Origin of the sequence: Geothrix fuzhouensis (genome assembly GCF_024609325.1) — a bacterium.
Taxonomy (GTDB): domain Bacteria; phylum Acidobacteriota; class Holophagae; order Holophagales; family Holophagaceae; genus Geothrix; species Geothrix fuzhouensis.
Window position 1 is genome coordinate 767,193 of sequence record NZ_JANHMQ010000001.1, and the last position, 18,190, is coordinate 785,382.

16 protein-coding genes are annotated in these 18,190 nt (G+C 65.8%); 8 read left to right on the top strand and 8 right to left on the bottom strand.

Features of this window, described 5'->3' with window-relative positions; translation table 11 throughout:
• Positions 1 to 3 precede the first annotated feature (3 nt).
• Genes NOV74_RS03550 through NOV74_RS03565 form a run of 4 tightly spaced genes read left to right on the top strand, consistent with a single transcriptional unit; the run spans position 4 to position 4,257 of the window.
• On the top strand, positions 4 to 513 hold the full coding sequence (locus NOV74_RS03550; RefSeq protein WP_257310555.1) for an O-acetyl-ADP-ribose deacetylase: 510 nt from the start codon (positions 4 to 6) through the stop codon (positions 511 to 513).
• A gap of 1 nt (position 514) precedes the next feature.
• Positions 515 to 1,903, top strand: a complete 1,389-nt coding sequence (locus tag NOV74_RS03555) for a TldD/PmbA family protein (RefSeq protein WP_257309317.1) — start codon at positions 515 to 517, stop codon at positions 1,901 to 1,903.
• On the top strand, positions 1,903 to 2,523 hold the full coding sequence (locus NOV74_RS03560; protein ID WP_257309318.1) for an SAM-dependent methyltransferase: 621 nt from the start codon (positions 1,903 to 1,905) through the stop codon (positions 2,521 to 2,523). The genes NOV74_RS03555 and NOV74_RS03560 overlap by 1 nt, the downstream gene beginning before the upstream one ends.
• A gap of 33 nt (positions 2,524 to 2,556) precedes the next feature.
• Positions 2,557 to 4,257, top strand: a complete 1,701-nt coding sequence (locus NOV74_RS03565) for a phospho-sugar mutase (RefSeq protein ID WP_257309319.1) — start codon at positions 2,557 to 2,559, stop codon at positions 4,255 to 4,257.
• Positions 4,258 to 4,315: 58 nt separating this feature from the next.
• On the opposite strand, the gene NOV74_RS03570 is transcribed toward NOV74_RS03565, so the two are convergent.
• From NOV74_RS03570 to NOV74_RS03590, 5 genes are all read right to left on the bottom strand, one after another.
• Positions 4,316 to 4,549 carry a cytochrome c3 family protein gene (locus NOV74_RS03570; RefSeq protein ID WP_257309321.1) on the bottom strand — a complete coding sequence of 78 codons (234 nt, stop codon included), beginning with the start codon at positions 4,547 to 4,549 and terminating at the stop codon, positions 4,316 to 4,318.
• A gap of 223 nt (positions 4,550 to 4,772) precedes the next feature.
• Complete coding sequence (locus NOV74_RS03575) at positions 4,773 to 6,947, bottom strand: cytochrome c3 family protein (protein WP_257309322.1); 2,175 nt, start codon at positions 6,945 to 6,947, stop codon at positions 4,773 to 4,775.
• Between the two features lie 51 nt (positions 6,948 to 6,998).
• Positions 6,999 to 8,861, bottom strand: a complete 1,863-nt coding sequence (locus tag NOV74_RS03580; protein WP_257309324.1) for a cytochrome c3 family protein — start codon at positions 8,859 to 8,861, stop codon at positions 6,999 to 7,001.
• A 218-nt stretch (positions 8,862 to 9,079) separates the two neighbouring features.
• Positions 9,080 to 9,331 (bottom strand): hypothetical protein, encoded by a 252-nt coding sequence (locus tag NOV74_RS03585; RefSeq protein ID WP_257309326.1) that lies wholly within the window; start codon positions 9,329 to 9,331, stop codon positions 9,080 to 9,082.
• 109 nt (positions 9,332 to 9,440) lie between these two features.
• Positions 9,441 to 11,096: an acyl-CoA mutase large subunit family protein gene (locus NOV74_RS03590; protein ID WP_257309327.1), complete on the bottom strand. Its 1,656-nt coding sequence runs from the start codon at positions 11,094 to 11,096 to the stop codon at positions 9,441 to 9,443.
• Positions 11,097 to 11,674: 578 nt separating this feature from the next.
• Between NOV74_RS03590 and NOV74_RS03595 the strand changes: the two genes are divergently transcribed.
• From NOV74_RS03595 to NOV74_RS03610, 4 genes are all read left to right on the top strand, one after another.
• Positions 11,675 to 13,288 carry an amidohydrolase gene (locus tag NOV74_RS03595; protein ID WP_257309329.1) on the top strand — a complete coding sequence of 538 codons (1,614 nt, stop codon included), beginning with the start codon at positions 11,675 to 11,677 and terminating at the stop codon, positions 13,286 to 13,288.
• A 5-nt stretch (positions 13,289 to 13,293) separates the two neighbouring features.
• Positions 13,294 to 13,977, top strand: a complete 684-nt coding sequence (rpe, locus tag NOV74_RS03600; protein WP_257309330.1) for a ribulose-phosphate 3-epimerase — start codon at positions 13,294 to 13,296, stop codon at positions 13,975 to 13,977.
• Entirely contained in the window at positions 13,974 to 14,729 is a 756-nt protein-coding gene (locus NOV74_RS03605) for a hypothetical protein (protein ID WP_257309331.1), read from the top strand. Before rpe ends, NOV74_RS03605 begins: the two co-directional genes overlap by 4 nt.
• Before the next feature lie 138 nt (positions 14,730 to 14,867).
• A complete protein-coding gene (locus NOV74_RS03610) occupies positions 14,868 to 15,662 on the top strand; it encodes a hypothetical protein (RefSeq protein WP_257309333.1) in 795 nt (264 codons plus the stop codon).
• Here NOV74_RS03610 and NOV74_RS03615 read toward each other — a convergent pair.
• From NOV74_RS03615 to NOV74_RS03625, 3 genes are read right to left on the bottom strand one after another with little or no spacing between them, the layout of a single operon-like run.
• Positions 15,646 to 15,906 (bottom strand): GIY-YIG nuclease family protein, encoded by a 261-nt coding sequence (locus NOV74_RS03615; RefSeq protein WP_257309335.1) that lies wholly within the window; start codon positions 15,904 to 15,906, stop codon positions 15,646 to 15,648. The genes NOV74_RS03610 and NOV74_RS03615 overlap by 17 nt on opposite strands.
• Positions 15,903 to 17,378: a hypothetical protein gene (locus NOV74_RS03620; RefSeq protein WP_257309336.1), complete on the bottom strand. Its 1,476-nt coding sequence runs from the start codon at positions 17,376 to 17,378 to the stop codon at positions 15,903 to 15,905. Before NOV74_RS03620 ends, NOV74_RS03615 begins: the two co-directional genes overlap by 4 nt.
• On the bottom strand, positions 17,375 to 18,190 hold the full coding sequence (locus NOV74_RS03625) for a hypothetical protein (RefSeq protein WP_257309338.1): 816 nt from the start codon (positions 18,188 to 18,190) through the stop codon (positions 17,375 to 17,377). The genes NOV74_RS03620 and NOV74_RS03625 overlap by 4 nt, the downstream gene beginning before the upstream one ends.

Here is an 18,190-nt window from a genome sequence, read left to right on the forward strand (position 1 = left end):
TCCGTGCGCCTGCAGGTGGTGCAGGCCGACATCACCACCCTCGCCGTAGATGCCATCGTCAACGCGGCGAACAGTAGCCTCTTGGGCGGCGGCGGCGTGGATGGCGCCATCCACCGCGCAGCCGGGCCCGGCCTGCTGGAGGAATGCAAAGGCCTGGGCGGCTGCCCCACCGGGCAGGCGAAGGTGACCGGTGGCCACCGTCTGCCGGCCCGCTTCGTGATCCATGCCGTGGGCCCGGTCTGGCGCGGTGGGCAGCAGGGTGAAGACGAACTCCTGACCTCCTGCTACCGGGAGAGCCTGCGCCTGGCCGAGGCCCACCATTGCCAGAGCGTCGCTTTCCCGGCCATCAGTACCGGCATCTATGGCTTCCCCCAGGACCGCGCCGCAGGCATCGCCTTCGCAGCCTGCCGAGGCTGGCTGGCGACCCACGACCTCCCCCGGACGATCACCCTTGTGGCATTCGATGCCCGCGCCCTGTTGATCCTGCAGTCCGCCCTAGAGAAAGATTCCTGACATGACCGAAGCCTTCCGCATCTTCCTGCCTGAATCCCTCGAAGCCCGCCTCCAGGACGGCATCCAGCACGCCTTGAAGCTGGGTGCGGAAGGCGCCGAGGCCTTCGTTTCCGTGTCCCGTAGCCGCAAGGCCAAAGTACAGAATGGCGCGCTGGAGGACCTCACCACCAGCAAGCGCGGTGGCCTGGGCGTGCGCGTGATCCGCGCCGGCGGCAAGGGGTTCCGTACGGGCCTGGCCACCACCACCGATCTCGCCGCGGCGGATTTCCAGGGCCTCTTTGCCCAGGCCTGGGAACTGAGCGCCCTCGGCGATGAGGATCCCTGGCTCCGACAGGCGAACCCCGCTGGTGCCGATGATCTGCCCAGCCGCTTCGATCCCTCCGTGGATGCCATCACGCCGGAACAGCGCATCGCCTGGGCCCAGGAACTGGAGGCTGAGGCCCGGAAGGCCTCTTCGAAAGTGGCCGCCGTGCGGGAATCCGCCTGGAGCGACAGCACCGGCGCCAGCCTGCTGCTCACCCAAAAGGGCGTGCGCGCGCCGGATGCCTGGTCCAGTTGCTCCGCCGCCATCGAACTGGCGGTGGCCGACGGCGAGGAGCGACAGGCCGCCTGGCACTGGGATGTCTCCCGGCGACCTGGCCTGAACCTCGCCGCCATCGGCGCGGAAGCGGCCCTCAAGGGTGAGCGAAAGCTGAATCCCCAGCGCCTGCCCGCGGGCAAGTATTCGGTGGTGCTCCATCCGGAAGTGGCGGTGGATCTGCTCGGCATCGTGGCCAGCATGCTGGACGCCGAATCGGTGCTCAAGCAGCGCAGCCTCTTCGCCGGCAAGCTGGGCCAGGCCGTCGCCTCACCTCTGCTCACCCTCGTGGATGACGGCCGCCTGCCCGAAGCACCGGGCCGCCCCGCCCTCGGCACAGAGCCCTGGGATGCCGAGGGCCTGCCCACGCGGCGCAACGTGCTGCTGGAAGGCGGTGTGCTGAAGACCTATCTCCATACCCTCAAGACTGCGGCCGAGATGGGCATGGCCCCCACTGCGAGCGCCGGGCGGGGTTTCGGCAGCCAGCCCGGTGCCACGACCTTCAACCTGTTCCCCCTGCCCGGAGACACGGCGCCCGACGCCCTCTACCGCATGGCGGGGAATGGCGTGCTCATCACGGAAATCATGGGCCTCCACACGGTGGATCCGGTAAGTGGCGACCTCAGCGTGGGCGCCAGCGGCATCCGCATCCGTGACGGCGTCCTGGCCGAACCCGTCGACAAGCTCACCTTCGCCGGCAACCTCCGCGACTTCCTCACCCGCATCGCCGCTCTGGGCAGCGATCTCCGCTGGTATGGCAGCAGTGCCGGCCTGAGCATCCTGCTGGAGGACATCGCGCTGGGAGGCGCCTGATGGGACGCGAATTTTGGGATGAGCGCTATGGCGAAGCCGAGCTGACCTACGGTTCCGAACCCAACGATTTCCTGCGGGCCATGGCGCCGCGGATCCCCCCAGGCCCCGTCTTGGGACTGGGCGAGGGCCAGGGGCGGAATGCCGTCCATCTCGCCACCCTGGGCCACGCGGTCACGGCCGTCGACCTGTCCCCGGTGGGCCTTGCGCGGGCCCAGGAACTGGCCGCCAGCCGCGGCGTGACCCTCACCACCGTCGTCGCCGATCTCGCGGAGTTCGATCTCGCAGCCACAGCCTGGAGCGGCATCATCTCCATCTTCTGCCACCTGCCTTCGGCCCTCCGCCGGGCCCTCTATCCACGCTGCGCCTCGGCCCTGGCTCCCGGGGGTGTCCTGATCCTGGAAGCCTACACCCCCAGCCAGCTGGAGTACGGCACCGGGGGCCCGAAGGAGATGGACCTGCTGAGCACTCTGGCGGAACTCAAGGACCTCCTGCCCGGACTGAAGCTGGAGATCGGCCGTGAGGTGGTGCGCGAGATCCGCGAAGGCGCCCATCATCATGGCCTCGGCGCCGTGGTCCAGGTGGTGGCCCGCAAGCCCTCTGGGTCGACCTCGCTTCCTTGATCTGCAATCCTGGAATGTTCCCTAGGACCTTCCATGAGCCTTGAATCCGCCCACGCTTACCTCGCCTTCCCCCATTTGGAGCCCGAGCTCCGGGCGGAGCTGGAACCTCTGCTGAAGGCCGCCGAGGCCGGCGATGCCAGGGCCTCAGCCGAACTGGAGGACCGGTTCTCCGAGCCTCTGGCCTTCGGCACCGGCGGTTTGCGTGGCTTCATGGCCGCGGGCCTGCGCCGGATGAACCTTCCCAACATCCGCCGGGTGTCCCTGGCCCTGGCCGCCGTCGCCAGTCAGAGGGCTCCCGGGAAGATGGTCGCCGTCGTGGGCTTTGACACCCGCCTCAACTCCCAGGCCTTCGGGAAGGCCTGCGCCGAGGTGTTGGCCGCTGCGGGTTACCAGGTGTTCCTCGGCGAGCGCCCCCTGCCCACCCCTTTCCTCTGCTTCGCCATGAAGCGTCTGGGCGCCGGCTGCGGTGCCATCGTCACCGCCAGCCACAACCCGAAGGAATACAACGGCTTCAAGGCTTACAACGATCTTGGCGGCCAAGTGGTCGAGCCCTGGGACGCGGAAGTGGAGTCCCACATGGCGGGCCTGCCCCTGGTGCCCGAACCACCCATCGTGCCAGCGGGCCGCATCCAGCCCATTCCCGCGGAAGTGGAAGAGGCCTACCTCGCCATGGGCCTGGGCTTGCTCCAACGACCCAAGGCCTTCGAGGCCGCCCGCATCCTCTACACCCCGTTCCATGGCACCGGCGTGGCCCTCATTCCCACACTTTTCGAACGAGCGGGTATCCCCATCACCGTCAGCCCCAGCCAGGGGATCCAGGACGGCACCTTCCCCACGGCCCCGCGCCCCAACCCCGAGGAACTGGAGGCCTACGCCGCGCCCCTGAGGGAGGCCGAGGCCATGGGCGCCGAGGTCATCCTTGCCAATGATCCGGACGCCGATCGCATCGGTGTGGTGGCCCGACGCAACGCCACCTGGGAACTCATGTCCGGCAATGACCTGGCCGGCCTGACCCTGGACTACCTCTGTACCCAGAAGGGCCGCAAGGGCGCGGTGGTCAGCACGGTGGTCACCTCCGATTTCATGGCTGAGGTGGCTCGGCACCACGGCCTGCCTGTCGTATGGACCCTTACGGGCTTCAAGAACATCGCGGTGTGCATGGACCGTCTCGAAGCCCTGGGTGAGCCCTATGCCTTCGGCGCCGAGGAGAGCTACGGCATGCTGCTGCCACCCGATCTGCGGGACAAGGACGGCGTCACCGCCGCTCTGGTCGTCGCCGAGATGGCGGGGCACTACAAGGCCATGGGGCAGGACCTTTTCGAAGCAGTGGACTCCCTCATGGCCAAGGTCGGCACCTTCCGCAATCGCCTGGTGAACCTGGAGGATCCGAAGCCCGGTGGCGCCAAGCGTTTCGCCGAGGCCATGGGCCGCATCCGCGATGCGGGGCTCGCCACCCTGGGCGGCGAGAGGGTGGTCAGCTGGGAGGACTTCCAGACCGGCCTCTGGCATGGCGGCGATCGAAGTGAACCCATCCTCGATCGGCCCGACAACCGCCCGATCGCCCTGCCCATCTCCCGCAGCAACGTCCTGAAGTTCCGCCTGGAGAGTGGTGCTTTCGCCGCCTTCCGCCCCAGCGGCACCGAGCCCAAGCTGAAGGTCTACCTCCAGGGCCGCGGCGAGGAAGCCCAGCTGGATCTCATGGAGGCCGAAGCCCGTTCACTTCTTGGCCTGTAGGCAACTCCACAAAAAAGCGGCGCCGTTTTCGGCGCCGCTTTTTTGTGGAGTGGAAAAGCTACTTCTTCTTGATGTTGGTCAGCTTGCCCTCGGCGAACCCGTGGCAGTCCTTGCACTGGGCTTCCTTGTACTTCGCGACCATCTTGGTCGCTTCAGCGTTGAACTTCTTGTCCTTGGGAGCGCCCACGTGGCAGGCGGTGCACTTGGCACCCTTGACGGTGGTCGGCTTGGCGGAGGCAATCGGGGCCACGGCCAGGATCAGGGCGGCGGTGAGGAGGGTGAGGCGGCGCATGTTTGCTCCTGGGAGATGAGGTCTCGAATCCGATTCGAGCCTGACCGAATCGTTGGTTTGAGTTTCCGACAGTGGGCTGGAATCGTCAGTGATGGCAGTCACAGGTATGTCACGGTTCCTAATACATTGTTATCAACAAGTTAAAGTCCGTCTGGAAAAAGGTCCTCTTAACGAGAAGAGGGGCGCCGATTCCCACGGCACCCCTCTTTCGTTCAAGGGTTCCTCAATGCGCGAGACGTGAAGTCATCGCATAGATGATGAGGAAGAGCAGCACAAGACCGAGGCCGAAGAAGATGTAGCCGGCACTGCGGGCAATGCCCTTCCAGGCTTCCCACTCATCCTTGACGCGGAAGCTGTCCAGGCGGCCTTCGGCCACCAGGCGGTCATACCAGCGCTTCCGTTCATGAAGCATCTCAGACTTGGAAATGCGACCCGAGAAGATCACGGTGTCCATGGGGAACTTCTCCAACCGGAAGTGCGTGTTGAAGAAGTGGACCGTGAAGATGAAGCCGGCGGCCAGCAGAGCTTCGTCCGAATGGATGATGAGCGACACATTGATCATCCAGCCCGGCATGAACTTGCTGAAGAACTCCGGGAACCACATGATCAGGCCCGAGAGGCCGATGGCGAACACGCCCCAGAATACGGCGAGGTAATCGAACTTCTCGAAGTAGGTCCAGCGGTCGAACTCGGGGCGCGGCCCCTTGCCGAAGAACCACCGGTTGTGGGCCACGAAGTCCTGCACGTCCTGCTTGGTCGGGATCATGGAATCCGGATGGGCCATGGCCTTGAAGATCCGGTTCAGGCGGATGGCGCCAGTCTCGGGATCTTTCAGGAAGCCACGGTTCCGCCAGAAGTGGCCCAAGGTGGAGCCCACGTGCAACGCGAAGTAGGTGAAGGTGATCACCGCCCCGAAATGATGGAGGGTGCGGGCGACATCAGCCCCGCCGAAGAATCGGAAGATCGCCTTCGCCCAGTCGGTGTAGTAGAACTTCAGCGGCATGCCGGTGATGGTCAGCAGCAGGAAGCTGGTCACCACCAGGATGTGGAGGAACCGCTCGAAGGGCTGGAACCGGGTGAACTGTTCATCGTCCTCCTGGCTCTTGATCTTCGCCTCGCGGAACTGTTTGGAGTCATGGCGGTAGAGCCAGATGGACCGGAAGAGCCAAAGGAGCGTGTGGGCACCGAACAGAGTGAAGGTGCCCACGAGCAGCGTCGTCATGATCAGGAAGACGTAGTGCAGCACCGGATAGTTCTTGCGATCCATCGGGTTCGCATGGGGTGCGTACTTCGTAAAGCTGACGGTGGCGTTGGCATGGCACTGCTTGCAGGTGTTGACGATATTTGCAGGGGAGAGCCGGGAATTCGGATCCGCGGCCCGCAGGACGTCGTGGTGCCCGTGGCAGTCATAGCAGGCGGCCACGGCACTGGCGGTGTTGGCCTTGCCTAGGGCCATGGCCTTGCCGTGGTAGGTATCGCGGTAGTGCTCCAGGCGGTCGGCGTGGCACTTGCCGCAGACCATGTCGCTGCCGGCCTTGAAGTGGCCGCTCACCGGTGTCTCGATCTGGTGGGCGGAGTGGCACTGGATGCATACCGGACCGCGGGGATCGCCCTTGGCCAGGAGTTGGCCGTGAACGCTCTTGTTGTAGATCTCCTCCACCGTCACATGGCATCTGCCACAGGTCTTGGCCACGTTGGCATGGTTGATGGGTGAGCTGCGATCCACGCTCCGCTTGATGTCATGGATGCCGTGGCAGTCGTTGCAACCAGGGGCCACGATGAGCCCTTTCACGAGCAGCGCTTTCCCGTGGATGCTCTCCTGGTACTGGGAAGCCACCTGGGGGTACTTCATCTTGTATTCGTCGGTGAGGTTCTTGTTTGAGTGGCACTTCGCGCAGGTCTGAGGAAGGTTCATCTTGTAGACTGGCGAATCCGTCTGCCCCACAGGAACGATGTAGTGGTTCCCATGGCAATCGGTGCAGTTCGCCGCGGCTGAGGCACCCATGGCCTTGCTCATGCCGTGGATGCTGCCCTGATAGACCTTCTCCTCGTCGGTGTGGCAGGTTCCGCACTTCACCTTCGGTACCGGGTTGCCGTCTCCCGGATGGTCCTTGTGAATCTCGGCATGGCAGGTCTTGCAGGAGAGCGAGGCATGCACCGAACCGCCAAACCGGGCGGCATCCACGAAGAGCGGCACGGTGGTGCCGTTCGACCCTTCCTTGGTGAGATCCTTGTCGCTGTGGCAATCGAGGCAGCTCTCCTTTGCTGCCGCCTTGGCGGGGGCTGCATGCAAGGGCGCAGTGGCGAGAAGGATGCCGGCGATCAGGGCCAGTAGCAGGCTTCCGCTGCGGCGCTTGCCGACGTCCGGAGCCTGAGTGTCAGAGGGCGTTCGGGTCATAGGTCGTTCCTGTGGGGTGGGGAGGGGGCGGGGTAAGGGGTGGGCAATATCTCAGGGGTTGTCTGAACCGGTCTCGTGCTTCTCGATGACCTTCCGGTAGTACTCGGGCCGGGTTTCCCGGATGTGGTCCGCGGAGGCCTTGCCGTTCAGCCAGGCCAGGTCCATGGGGTAGACATCGGGGTCGAAGATCACCAGGTACCAGTGCCAGACCAGGATGGAGAGCGTGGCCAGGATGGCTTCATACCAGTGCGCCGCCGTGGCCGCGTCCAGCACCCATTTCGGGAAGTGCCGCAGGCTCCAGTTCTCGGCCCACAGGAGAATGCCTGTCACGGCCATCACCACGGTGCCCCACATGAAGGCCCAGTACTCCATCTTCTCGGCGTAGCCGAACATGCCGAAGGTGGGCCGGTTCGGGATCAAACCCAGATTGAACCGGAACATGTTGAAGATGTCCTTGGCGTCCTGCCAGGAGGGCAGCAGTTCCACCAGAATCACCCGGTCCTTCTTCGAGATGGCCAGGTGGATGAAATGGAACACGGTGCCCGCCATCATCACCACCGCCGCGATGCGATGCACCACGCCGCGCAGGCTCGAAGTGGGATCGAACGACTGGAAGAGCTTCACCCAGCTCGCTTCGGGGAACTTCAACGCGAACCCCGTGATCACGAGGGAGACGAAGCTCACGATCACCAGGGCATGGGTGATACGGAAGGTCAGGTTCATGCGCGGGAACCCTTCGTGGGTGCCGCCATGATGGGGGCCGCGCCGTAGCTTGGCCAGCCAATCAAGGAAGTTGTGCAGCAGCATGAACCCGATGGTCAGGGGGATGAGCACCAGGTAGGCCAGGCGAATCCAGCGCACGGAAATGTGCTCTGTGATGGTGGCCGTGCGCACGTGGATGGGCGTGGCCGCGAGCTTGGCACTTGCGCCCGGATGGCATTTCCCACAGGTCTGGGCCAGGTTGGCCGGGTTCACCGTGGACCGACTATCGGCTGTAGGCAGGATGTTGTGCACACCGTGGCAGGAGGCGCAGTTGGCGGCCGACTTGCCACCACCCCGGACGGAGAGGCCATGGAAGCTGTCCTGGTAGGCGGGGACCTTATCGCCAAATCCATAGCGGGTGTTCAGGCGCTCGTCCCCGTGGCAGCGGCCGCAAGTGCTGGTGGATACCCGGGTGGCATTCACCAGGGAGCCGGTTTCCGAAGGGGCCAGGATGTCATGTTCACCGTGGCAGGTCGTGCAGGTGGGGGAGTCCTTGGAGCCTCGCTTGACGGCCAGCCCGTGGACACTATCGGCGTAGATGGCCTGGATGTCGCTATGGCAGACACCGCAGGTCTCCGCCACGTTGGCCCGGTTCACCTTGGCCTTGGGATCCCGCGAGGCCAGGATGTCGTGGCTGCCGTGGCAGTCGGAGCAGGAGGCCGCACTGGCATTCCCCTTGGCCACTTCGCGGCCATGGACGCTCAGACGGTAGGCCTCCACCGGTTTCACAAAGGGGATCTGATGCTTGGCGAGGAAGTCGGGATTGGAGTGGCAACTGCCGCAGGTATCCGCCAAATTCTTTTTGGCCACCTTCGAGGCCGGATCGCTGGCGCCGAGGATCCCGTGGGCGGGGCCGTGACAGGAGGCGCAGGTAGCAGCGTCGGTCATCCCGTTCTGCTTGGCGACTCCGTGGACGCTCTTCCCATATGCCTTGACCTGATCTTCATGGCAGGCCGCGCACTTCACCGGCGCTGGCTTGTCCGCGTGGGGCAGGCTCGTGATGCTGCTGTGGCAATCCGTACAGGCCATGCTGCCGTGTTTCGTGGTGGCAAACTTGGCCAGATCGATGTCGTGGCAGGAGACGCAGTCCTTGGCCGAGGGAGGACCCGCCGCAAGGAATACGGAGAGCAGTCCGGCTAGCAGCAGGCGCATAGCTACCTCACATGTCAGCTATCAGCCTAGCGCGTTTACCTCCCATTAAGATACCTGTTGGTGATCTAGATCACGGCAAGAAGCAACATCGGAAGTGCTTGTATAAATGAATATATGTCGCTACATTTGTCGGAATTCATTGTGGACAGTTTCGATGGGTACAGAAAAAACCGGGCGGAAAACCCGCCCGGCGGTGATCACGAACCAACTGCTGCGGTTCACTTGCCCTTGTAGTCCTTCAGCCAGTTGAGATCGACGTCAGCAGCCTTGTGCTTGGCTTTGGCTTCCAGGAGGAACTTGCCGCGGGCGTTCATCTCGCCACCCTTCTTGGGGGCGCCGACATGGCAGGCCTTGCAGTCCTTGACCTCAGTGAAACCCAGTTCCTGGGCCTTCTTCACGAAGGGCATCTTGGCCTGAGCGGGAATGGCGAAAATCAGCGCCGCAGCGGCGATGAGGGTGGCAATGCGCATGGTGCCTCCGGAATGGGGTCCCGCACAGGGCGGGACGGGTTGGTCACAGCATTGCAATAAGGGTACCTGGATTAGGCAATCTCACAAGACCACGTTGGGGTTTGATTCATTACACCACCAGATGCTCCTGATACTCCCCAAAAACAATCCGCAGGGCATCGCAGATTTCCCCCACGGTGGCTTCGGCCTTCACGGCCGCCACGATGCGCGGCATGAGGTTCTCCGTGCCCTTGGCAGCGGCGGTGAGTTCCGCCAGCCGGGCTGAGGCGACGGCCTGGTCCCGCCCTGCTCGCACGGCCGCCACCTGACGGCGCCGAGTCTCGCCCAGAGACTCGTCCACCCGCAGAAGATCAGGCGCCACTTCGCCTTGAATGGCGAAACGGTTCACGCCGACCACGACCTGCTCGCTTTTCTCCACAGCCTTCTGATAAGCGTAGGCGGCGTTCTGGATCTCCCGCTGAGGGAGGCCCTTTTCGATGGCGGCGACCATGCCGCCAAGCTCGTCCACCTTGGCCAGCAGCGCAGAGGCACGAGCCTCCAACTCGTCCGTCAGGGACTCGATGAGGTAGCTCCCCGCGAAGGGGTCCACCACATCTGCCACACGGGACTCATGAGCCAGGATCTGTTGCGTGCGCAAGGCGATCATGGCGCTCTGTTCTGTGGGCAGGGCCAGGGCCTCATCCCGGCTGTTGGTGTGCAAGCTCTGGGTGCCGCCGCAGACCGCGGCCATGGCCTGCACGGTCGTGCGCACGATGTTATTGTCCGGCTGCTGAGCCGTGAGCGTACTGCCGGCCGTTTGCGTGTGGAAACGCAACATCTGGCTTTTTGCATCGTCCGTTTTGAAACGCTCCTTCATGATCCGGGCCCACAGGCGTCGGGCGGCGCGGAACTTGGCCACTTCCTCGAAAAACTGGTTATGAGCATTGAAGAAGAAGCTGAGTCTCGGCGCGAAGGCCTCCAGCTTCAGCCCCGCATCCAGCGCTGCCTGCACATAGGCGATGCCGTCGCCCAGGGTGAACGCGATTTCCTGGGCCGCCGTGCAGCCCGCCTCGCGAATGTGGTAGCCGGAGATGGAGATGGTGTTCCAGTTGGGAACCTGGTCCGCGCAGAAGGAGAAAATGTCGGTGATGAGGCGCAGGCTCTGGCGCGGCGGGAAGATATAGGTGCCGCGGGCCATGTATTCCTTGAGGATGTCGTTCTGGATGGTGCCGCTCACCTTGTCCCAGCTGACACCCTGCTCCTCCGCCACGGCGAGGTACAACGCCAGCAGCACGCTGGCCGGCGCGTTGATGGTCATGCTGGTGCTGACCTTGTCCAGCGGAATGTCCCGGAACAGGGTGCGCATGTCGTGGATGGAGCTGATGCTCACGCCCACCTTCCCCACCTCGCCCAGGGCCATGGGATGGTCGGGGTCCATGCCGATCTGCGTCGGCAGGTCAAAGGCCACGGAGAGGCCCGTGGTGCCCTGTTCCAGCAAGTACCGGTAGCGCGCGTTGCTCTCCTCCGCCGTGGCGAAACCCGCGTACTGGCGCATGGTCCAGAGGCGCCCACGGTAGCCGGTCGGCTGCACATGACGTGTGAAGGGGAACTTGCCCGGCGCCCCCAGGTCCCGCAGCGGATCATGATTTGCCAGGTCCGCGGGCGTGTAGCTGTTCTTCAGCGGGATGCCCGAACTGGTCTCGAAGGTGCGCTGGCGGAGCTTCGCCGGATCCTCAGGCACTGCGAGCTGCGTGCGCACCTGGTCCAGGAAATCCTTCTGGTACATGAGGCCTCCGTGGAATCCACGATAGCACCGGGAACGCGGGCCCCGACGGGCTCCGGCCAAGTCACCATGTCGATCTCAGGTACCGCGTTCTCTGCGGTCACGATGGAGACCTGGACACCCATGACCATGGGACACCAGGTCGAGCGAGCCGACGTTCAACGACTCCGTCGCCAAGGAGTCGCCGCCCCGGTGGCAACGGTGAGGTGGGCTCCGCCAGCATGGGACCAGGGGAGCACGACTCCGCTTCCATCCAGGGGCACTCAAAAACACCCCCGAATCAGCCTTCAGCCATTCTGCGGGGTTGGTCTGAGGTGCCCCCTGATTCCCATAAACACCTCCAGGTCAATTCCCTACGACCAACACCAGATTCCCCAAGAGGGGAGTCGCACAAGTTCATGTAATACAAATTTTAATATTCAAATAACTGCGTTTTTATCCAATCAAATAACCCGAGCCACTGCTCTTTCGATGCCCTTCTTCCGGACCTCCATGAGGGCCAGCCTCTGGGACGGGTTCGCGCACGTCTGGGCCGGCGGTTCGGGAAGCTATCCTTCCAGGAAACCCCAAGGAACTTGCTCATGCCGATGCCACCCGCCGCCCCCCCCGTTTCCTATCGCCTGATCCAGGGCGCCGATCTGTGGACCGCCCAGGGGCTGCAGCATGGGCAGGCCTTGGTCATCCGGAAGGGGCGGATCCTCGCGGTCGGGCCTGTCGACACCCTGGTCAAGGCCCACCCCAAGGCCCAGCGCATCGACCTTCCCGGGGGCACCCTGCTGCCGGGCCTCATCGAGGGCCATGCGCATGTGGGCGGGCTGGGGGCCCTTAGCCGGAAAGTGGATCTCACCGGGCAGGCGGACCTCCGCGGAACCCTGGAGCGCATCCGCGTCTGGGCCGCGGCCCACCCCCAGGGCTGGCTGCTGGGCCGGGGCTGGGACCAGAACCGCTGGTCGGGCAAGACCTTCCCGAAGGCCGTGGACCTCGACGCACTCACCGGTACCCGGCCTGCCTTCCTCCAGCGTGTGGATGGTCATGCCGCCTGGGTGAACAGCGCAGCCCTGGCTATGGCCGGCATCGGCCCCAAGACACCGGATCCCGAGGGGGGTCGCATCCTCAAGGATGCCGCCGGCCGGCCCACGGGCATCCTGCTGGATGCTGCGGTTCAGCTCGTGGAAAAGCTCATTCCTGAACCCAGCTCCGCCGAGCTGGAAGCGCGTCTGAAGGCCGGCCTTCTTTCACTGCGCGCCGACGGGTTCACGGCCGTGGCGGACATGGGCGTGGGGGCCCGCGAGCTGGCCGCCTACCGGCACATGGCTGCCACCGGGGCCCTACCCATCCGGGTCTTCGCCTACCTGAACCACGACCACGCCCTCATGCTCCGGGAACTGAAGCAGGGCCGGGCGAAGAACCTGTCCTTCTTCCAGGTCCAAGGGGTGAAGTTCTACCTGGATGGTGCCCTGGGCAGCCGCGGCGCGCGGCTCCTGGCGCCCTATGCTGATGAGCCCACCACCCGAGGCCTGTGGGTCACGGATCCCGCCAAGGTCGCGCTGGACGTCTCGATCACCATGCGGGCCGGGTTCCAGCCGGCTATTCACGCCATCGGCGATGCCGCGAACCGGGCCGCCCTGGACCTGATCGCCGCCGCAGAGCGCAAGGCCGGCCGGCCGGGCAACCTGCCTCCGCGCATTGAGCATGCCCAGATCGTCACCTCCGAGGACGTGGCCCGCTTCGGAAAGCTCGGCGTGGTGGCCAGCATCCAGCCCGTCCATTGCACCTCGGACCATGGTTGGACCCCCGCGCGCCTCGGCCCGGAACGGGTGGGCGATGCCTTCCCCTGGCGGAGCCTGGTGAATGGCGGCGCCTTGTTGGCCTTCGGCAGTGACGCCCCGGTGGAAGCCGCCAATCCTTTTATCGCCCTGGCCGCCGCCGAGACCCGCCAGGATCCCAATGGCAACCCGCCTGGGGGCTTCCTGCCCGCCCAGCGCCTCACCCGCGCCGAGGCCGTTCGCGCCTATACCGCGGGCAACGCCGCTGCCGTCGGTCGCGCCAAAGAGCTGGGCGTACTGCAGAAGGACGCCGTAGCCGACCTGCTGTGGGTGCAAGCACCCCTGGGCAGCCTCAGCCCCGAGGCCCTGCGGAAGGTTAAGCCGGGGCGCTTGTGGGTGAACGGAGTGGAAGTTCCGCTGGCACACTGATTCGCATGAGCCTCCGCCCCGCGACCCCTCTGCTGGCCCCTTCCCTGCTCTCCGCGGACTTCACGCGGCTGGGCGAGGAACTCCGGATGATTGAATCCGCCGGAGCCCAGGTGGTCCATGTGGATGTCATGGACGGTCGCTTCGTGCCGAACATCACCATCGGCTTGCCGGTGGTGGAGGGGCTCCGCAAGGCCACCACCCTGCCCCTGGACTGCCACCTCATGATCGTGGAGCCCCTGCGCTATGCCGCTGATTTCGTGAAGGCGGGCGCGAACTGGGTGAGCATCCATCAGGAGGCGGATCCCCACCTGCACCGCACCCTCGCCGCCATCCGCCAGGCGGGAGGCAAAGCCGGCGTAGTGCTGAATCCGGGCACGCCCGTAGAAACGCTGGTGGATCTCGTCGGCGACTTCGACTTCGTGCTGCTCATGAGCGTGAACCCCGGCTTCGGCGGCCAGAGCTTCATTCCCCGCGTGTTGGACAAAGTGAAACGCCTGGATGCTCTGCGCGCTGAGCGCGGCGTGCCCTTCTTCATCCAGGTGGATGGCGGGGTGGGTCTGAAGAACGCCGCTGACCTCATCCGCGCCGGCGCCGACTGCCTTGTGGCCGGCAATGCTGTCTTCAAGGCCGAGGATCCGACGCAGGCCGTGGCGGACCTACTCCAGGAGATGGCGAAGGGGCGTTCATGACCTTCGACCTCCAGCGCTACAACCGCCTCCTCTGGGCCGTGACCGGAACCCTCCTGCTGGTGGGCCTGCTCGCGCTCCTTGTGGGCGGTCTCACCTCCCTCTGGCCTTCCCGCGACCGGGGGCAGAGCCTTCCGGCCGGGGCCCCGGCGACCGGCGCGGACGCTCCCTCCCAGGCCGCCATCCTCCGCCTGGGCCTTCCGAAGCCCCTGAAGGGCACAGACACCTTGCTCGTTCCCGTAGAGGGGCTTCCCCAGGAATCCGAGGAACCCCACGGCATCGGCAGCTATAGCAAGGGCGCCCCGAGCGTCCCACTGTTCAACCTCCTCTTCGTGGACGCGAAGACGCAGGCCTCTCACCCTCTCCTGACCCGGAAAAGCCTCATCCTCCGCTATGACACCCTCGAGGATGGGGAAGAAGGCCGGAACACTCGCGTCGACGGCCTGCTGGTGAGCATCGTCGATTCGGACACCAACGGGAATGGCCGTCTGGACGAAGGCGACGAAGCCCGGATCTGGCTCTGTGACGCGTCCGGCCGGAATTTGCGCGCGGTCACGGCCACAGGCACCACCTGCGGCAGCTGGCACTACGACGGCCTCCGCCGGACGGTCTACCTGGTTGTGGAAACCCGGAACGGCTCGCGAAAAGCCGACTCAGCGGAGGTGCTGATGGTCTCCATCGATGGTTCCCAGCCAGCCCGCCCGCTCGCCTCGAAGGCACAGATGGACGAGCTGCGGAACCTGCTGCAGCACTGATTCCGGGGCTTCCGAGCGCGATCACTAAAGCCTCGGGAGCCTGCCGGATCCGATTGTGGAGGGGATGGACAGGCACAGATTCTGCTTTCAACGCATCTTATCCAGTGCCTCCATCGAGGATGTGGAAAGGAGGATTCCATGACGCGCCAACGAACGTCCAGTTCCCTGGTTCTGTTGCTGCTGGCAGGTCTGGCCCTGCCCGCCTCCGCCCAGCACGAGCGGCGGGAGGAAGGCCCCCGACCTGAGCGTCCCCGGGAGGGTCGCGCCCCCGAGCGAGGCCCTGAACGAGGCCGAGAACAACCTTCGCCCATGAGGGCTACACCTCAAGCGCCTCGCCCCACGAGGGACATGGAGCGAGCCCGCCCCATCCCTGGGCCCGAACGCCAGGCGCGGCCGGAACGACAGGAGCGGCCGGGCCGATCCGAAGGGCGCATGGAACCAAGACCGCAGCGCGGAACCATGCGTTCCCCCTCGAACCGGGAACCCTCCCGCCCGCAGGGGCGAATGGCTCGCCCCTCGCCGCGTGCGGCTGAGACGGCCCGCGCCTGGCAGTCCCGGGACACCTGGCGCCGCGACGCCTGGCCGGCCCATTCCAGCTGGCGGGAACATCGCGCCCAGCACTGGGAGCGCGACCACCGGACCTGGGCCCAGCGCGGAGGCTATGGCGGCTACCGCATTCCCGAGCCGCAGTTCGTTTCCCACTTCGGCTACGCGCATCCCTTCCGGCTCGGCAGCCGTCCCGTGATCTATCAGGGCTATCCCCGGTTCAGGTGCGGAGGCTACTGGTTCCTCATGGTGGATCCCTGGCCGGAGTTTTGGGTGGATGACTGGTACCTGACCGATGAGGTGTACGTCGACTACTACGGGGATGGCTACTACCTGGTCAACCCCCGCTATCCGGGCATCCGCGTCGCGATCACGGTCTTCCTGTAACGGCGGCACTGATCAATGCCTCCTTGGCCGGGCGCTTCAGTCGCTTGAGAGCACGCTCCCGCCTGAGCGCCTCGGCCTTCGAGCCGCAGACTTCGCGATAGACCAGTTCCAGGGGCCCTCGGCCCCGGGTGTACTTGGCGCCCTTGCCTGCCTGATGCAGGTTCAGCCGAGCCTCCACATCGAGGGCGATGCCGCAGTAGAGCGTGCCATCGGCGCAGCGGAGCAGGTACACCCACCACGTCATGGTGTCCGCCAGGACGCAGGGAATGCTTCGGCCAGAATCTGCTCCGCGGTAGCGCCCTGGGCCGCGCTGAAACGGGCCGTGGCGAGGCAGAGACCCACATTGTGGCCCCAGCCGTGTCCGCGCAGCCGCAGCGTTCCATCGGACTGGACCTCGGCTTCGCAGGCGTTGCTGGGCCAAGTGGTCCAGCCGAAGCGCCGCCCAGCGGCCAGGCGCAGATCCTCGACGGCATAGGGCCCAGAGCCCCCCAGGCGCAGGCCCCGCTGGCCCGGCTTCAGACCTGGGCGCACATCCCCCTTCAGCGCGGCAACGTCGGTGGCACTGAGCGTGCGTTCCCACATCAGCCAACGATCGCCTGGAACCTCCGCAGCCCCGCCAGGGCGTTCGGGTCCCTCACCCCAGACCTCGCGAGGACTGAGGGAGCGGCCTCCGGCTGAGCCGGTGAAGAAAGCCCAGCGGGAATCCAGATCCAGGCGGGGAGCCGCAGCCGCGGCGCGGACCGTGCCGGCCGAGGCGCTACCCCGCACCACCGCGCAGTGAGTCAGGGGACAGAGGACACCACCCGGATGCTGGTGGCGATGGCCCTCCAGCCACCGTCCGAGTACCGCCGCCAGGGCCCGCCTCGCCTCGATGGGCGCCTCCACGCCAAGTTCTCCTTCCGTGGCGGCGGCGATCCAGGCGGCCCTGGAAGCCGTCCAGGCAAGACGCCACCCGTGTGGCTTCGCATCGACCTGCACCCCGCCGTCCAGGCTCTGGATGGGGAAGCCCGGCCCGAACCGCACCTGCCCGCGGAATCGCCAGTGCTTTCCGGAACGATGAGACAATAATTGTCCATTCACGGTGAGCGGTCCCCGGAGCCTTTCGGCGGGCCAGACCACGGTGATGGTTTCCGCCAAATTGACTGCCTCCTTGGTCCACCCATCGGCCTCGGCGCGCCGCCCCTTCGGCGCCTCCGGCCATGGCTCGTGTCGCAGCCACGCCCTCAGCCAGCGGTAGGCCCAGGCCTGCTCGCGGGTGCCGCCGCCGGTCAGGGCTCGATCGAGGTGCGCCTGAACCCCGGCCAAGGGAGAGACAGGCCAGGCCTTCGGCGGACTGGGATGGCTCTCCGCCCACAGGCACCGGGCCTCCTCCCTCCAGCGGCGCAGCCCGGCGCTCCGCAAGCGCCGGTGCGTCAGTTCATGCCGGAGGATCGCGCCCAGCTCCCGCCGCCGCAGCTGATCCCAGGGTCGCAGATGCAGCGTATCGCCCACCCACTGGCCACTGCGCGCCATCGGAGCTCCGGTGGCCCGCTCGAAGGCCGTTGCATCGGGATGAATGATCACGCGCCATGGGCCCGCGGGCCAGGGTCCGAAGGCCGCGGAAGCTGTGAAGGCCGAGCGCAAAGCTTCCTCGACCGCTCCCTGGGCTGCTTCATCACCTTCGATCACGGGTGGCATGAAGGGCGGCGCAGGGACTGGAGCGAGCAGGACGATCAAGGCTTCAGTCCCAGAATCTCCCGGACGCGTGCCATGCCTTCCTGCTTGCCACGGCCTCGCGGAAGGTGGAGCACCACCAGGACGGATCCGCGCCCGCCCGCCACCCAGGCGCTGGTGGCGGCGGGATCCCCTGGCACCGGGCCGGTGCCCGTCTTGAACCACCAGCCCTCCTTGCCGAACAGGTCCATGAATTCCACCCAATAGCCCGCCAGGTAGCGCTTCCCGAAAGTGACCACCTCCGCCTGGTCCGGTTGCATGAGCCACCGGAGAAAGGCCTCGGGGCTAGTCCGTAGCAGGTCCCCATCACCCACCCAGGCCGGTGTCAGGGGCGGCAGCCCTTCCCCCGGGGGGAGGCGCCGGCCCAGGAAGGGCCCGAAGACCTCCTCGAGGCGGGCCCGGGCCGCATCGGGTCCGTAGTCCTGCAGCCACTGTTCTCGGGATCCTGCGATCCAGGCCAGGAAGGCCAGGTTGCAGCTCTCCTGGAGGGCCCGGCCCAGATCCACCCGGCCGTGGCCTTCACGGTTCCAACAGACGAAGGCCCCGTCGGACCCTTTGCAGCGGTACTGGACTCCGGAGCTGGACCACGCCGCTCCTTCCAGCCGCATCCAGACCAGCTTGGCGAGGCTGCCCATGGGGGCCTCCTTCCGGGCCTCACCGTAGGCCCGCACCTCGCCGTCCCCCAGGGTGATGGCGAAGCCTTCACCAGGCTGGAGGATCGGCGCCCGCGAAGCCGCCACCACGGCAGGGCTGGGCGCGGCTTCCGGTGTCGGTTGGGCCGTCAGCAGCCGGAAGGCCAGGAGGACTACGGCCAA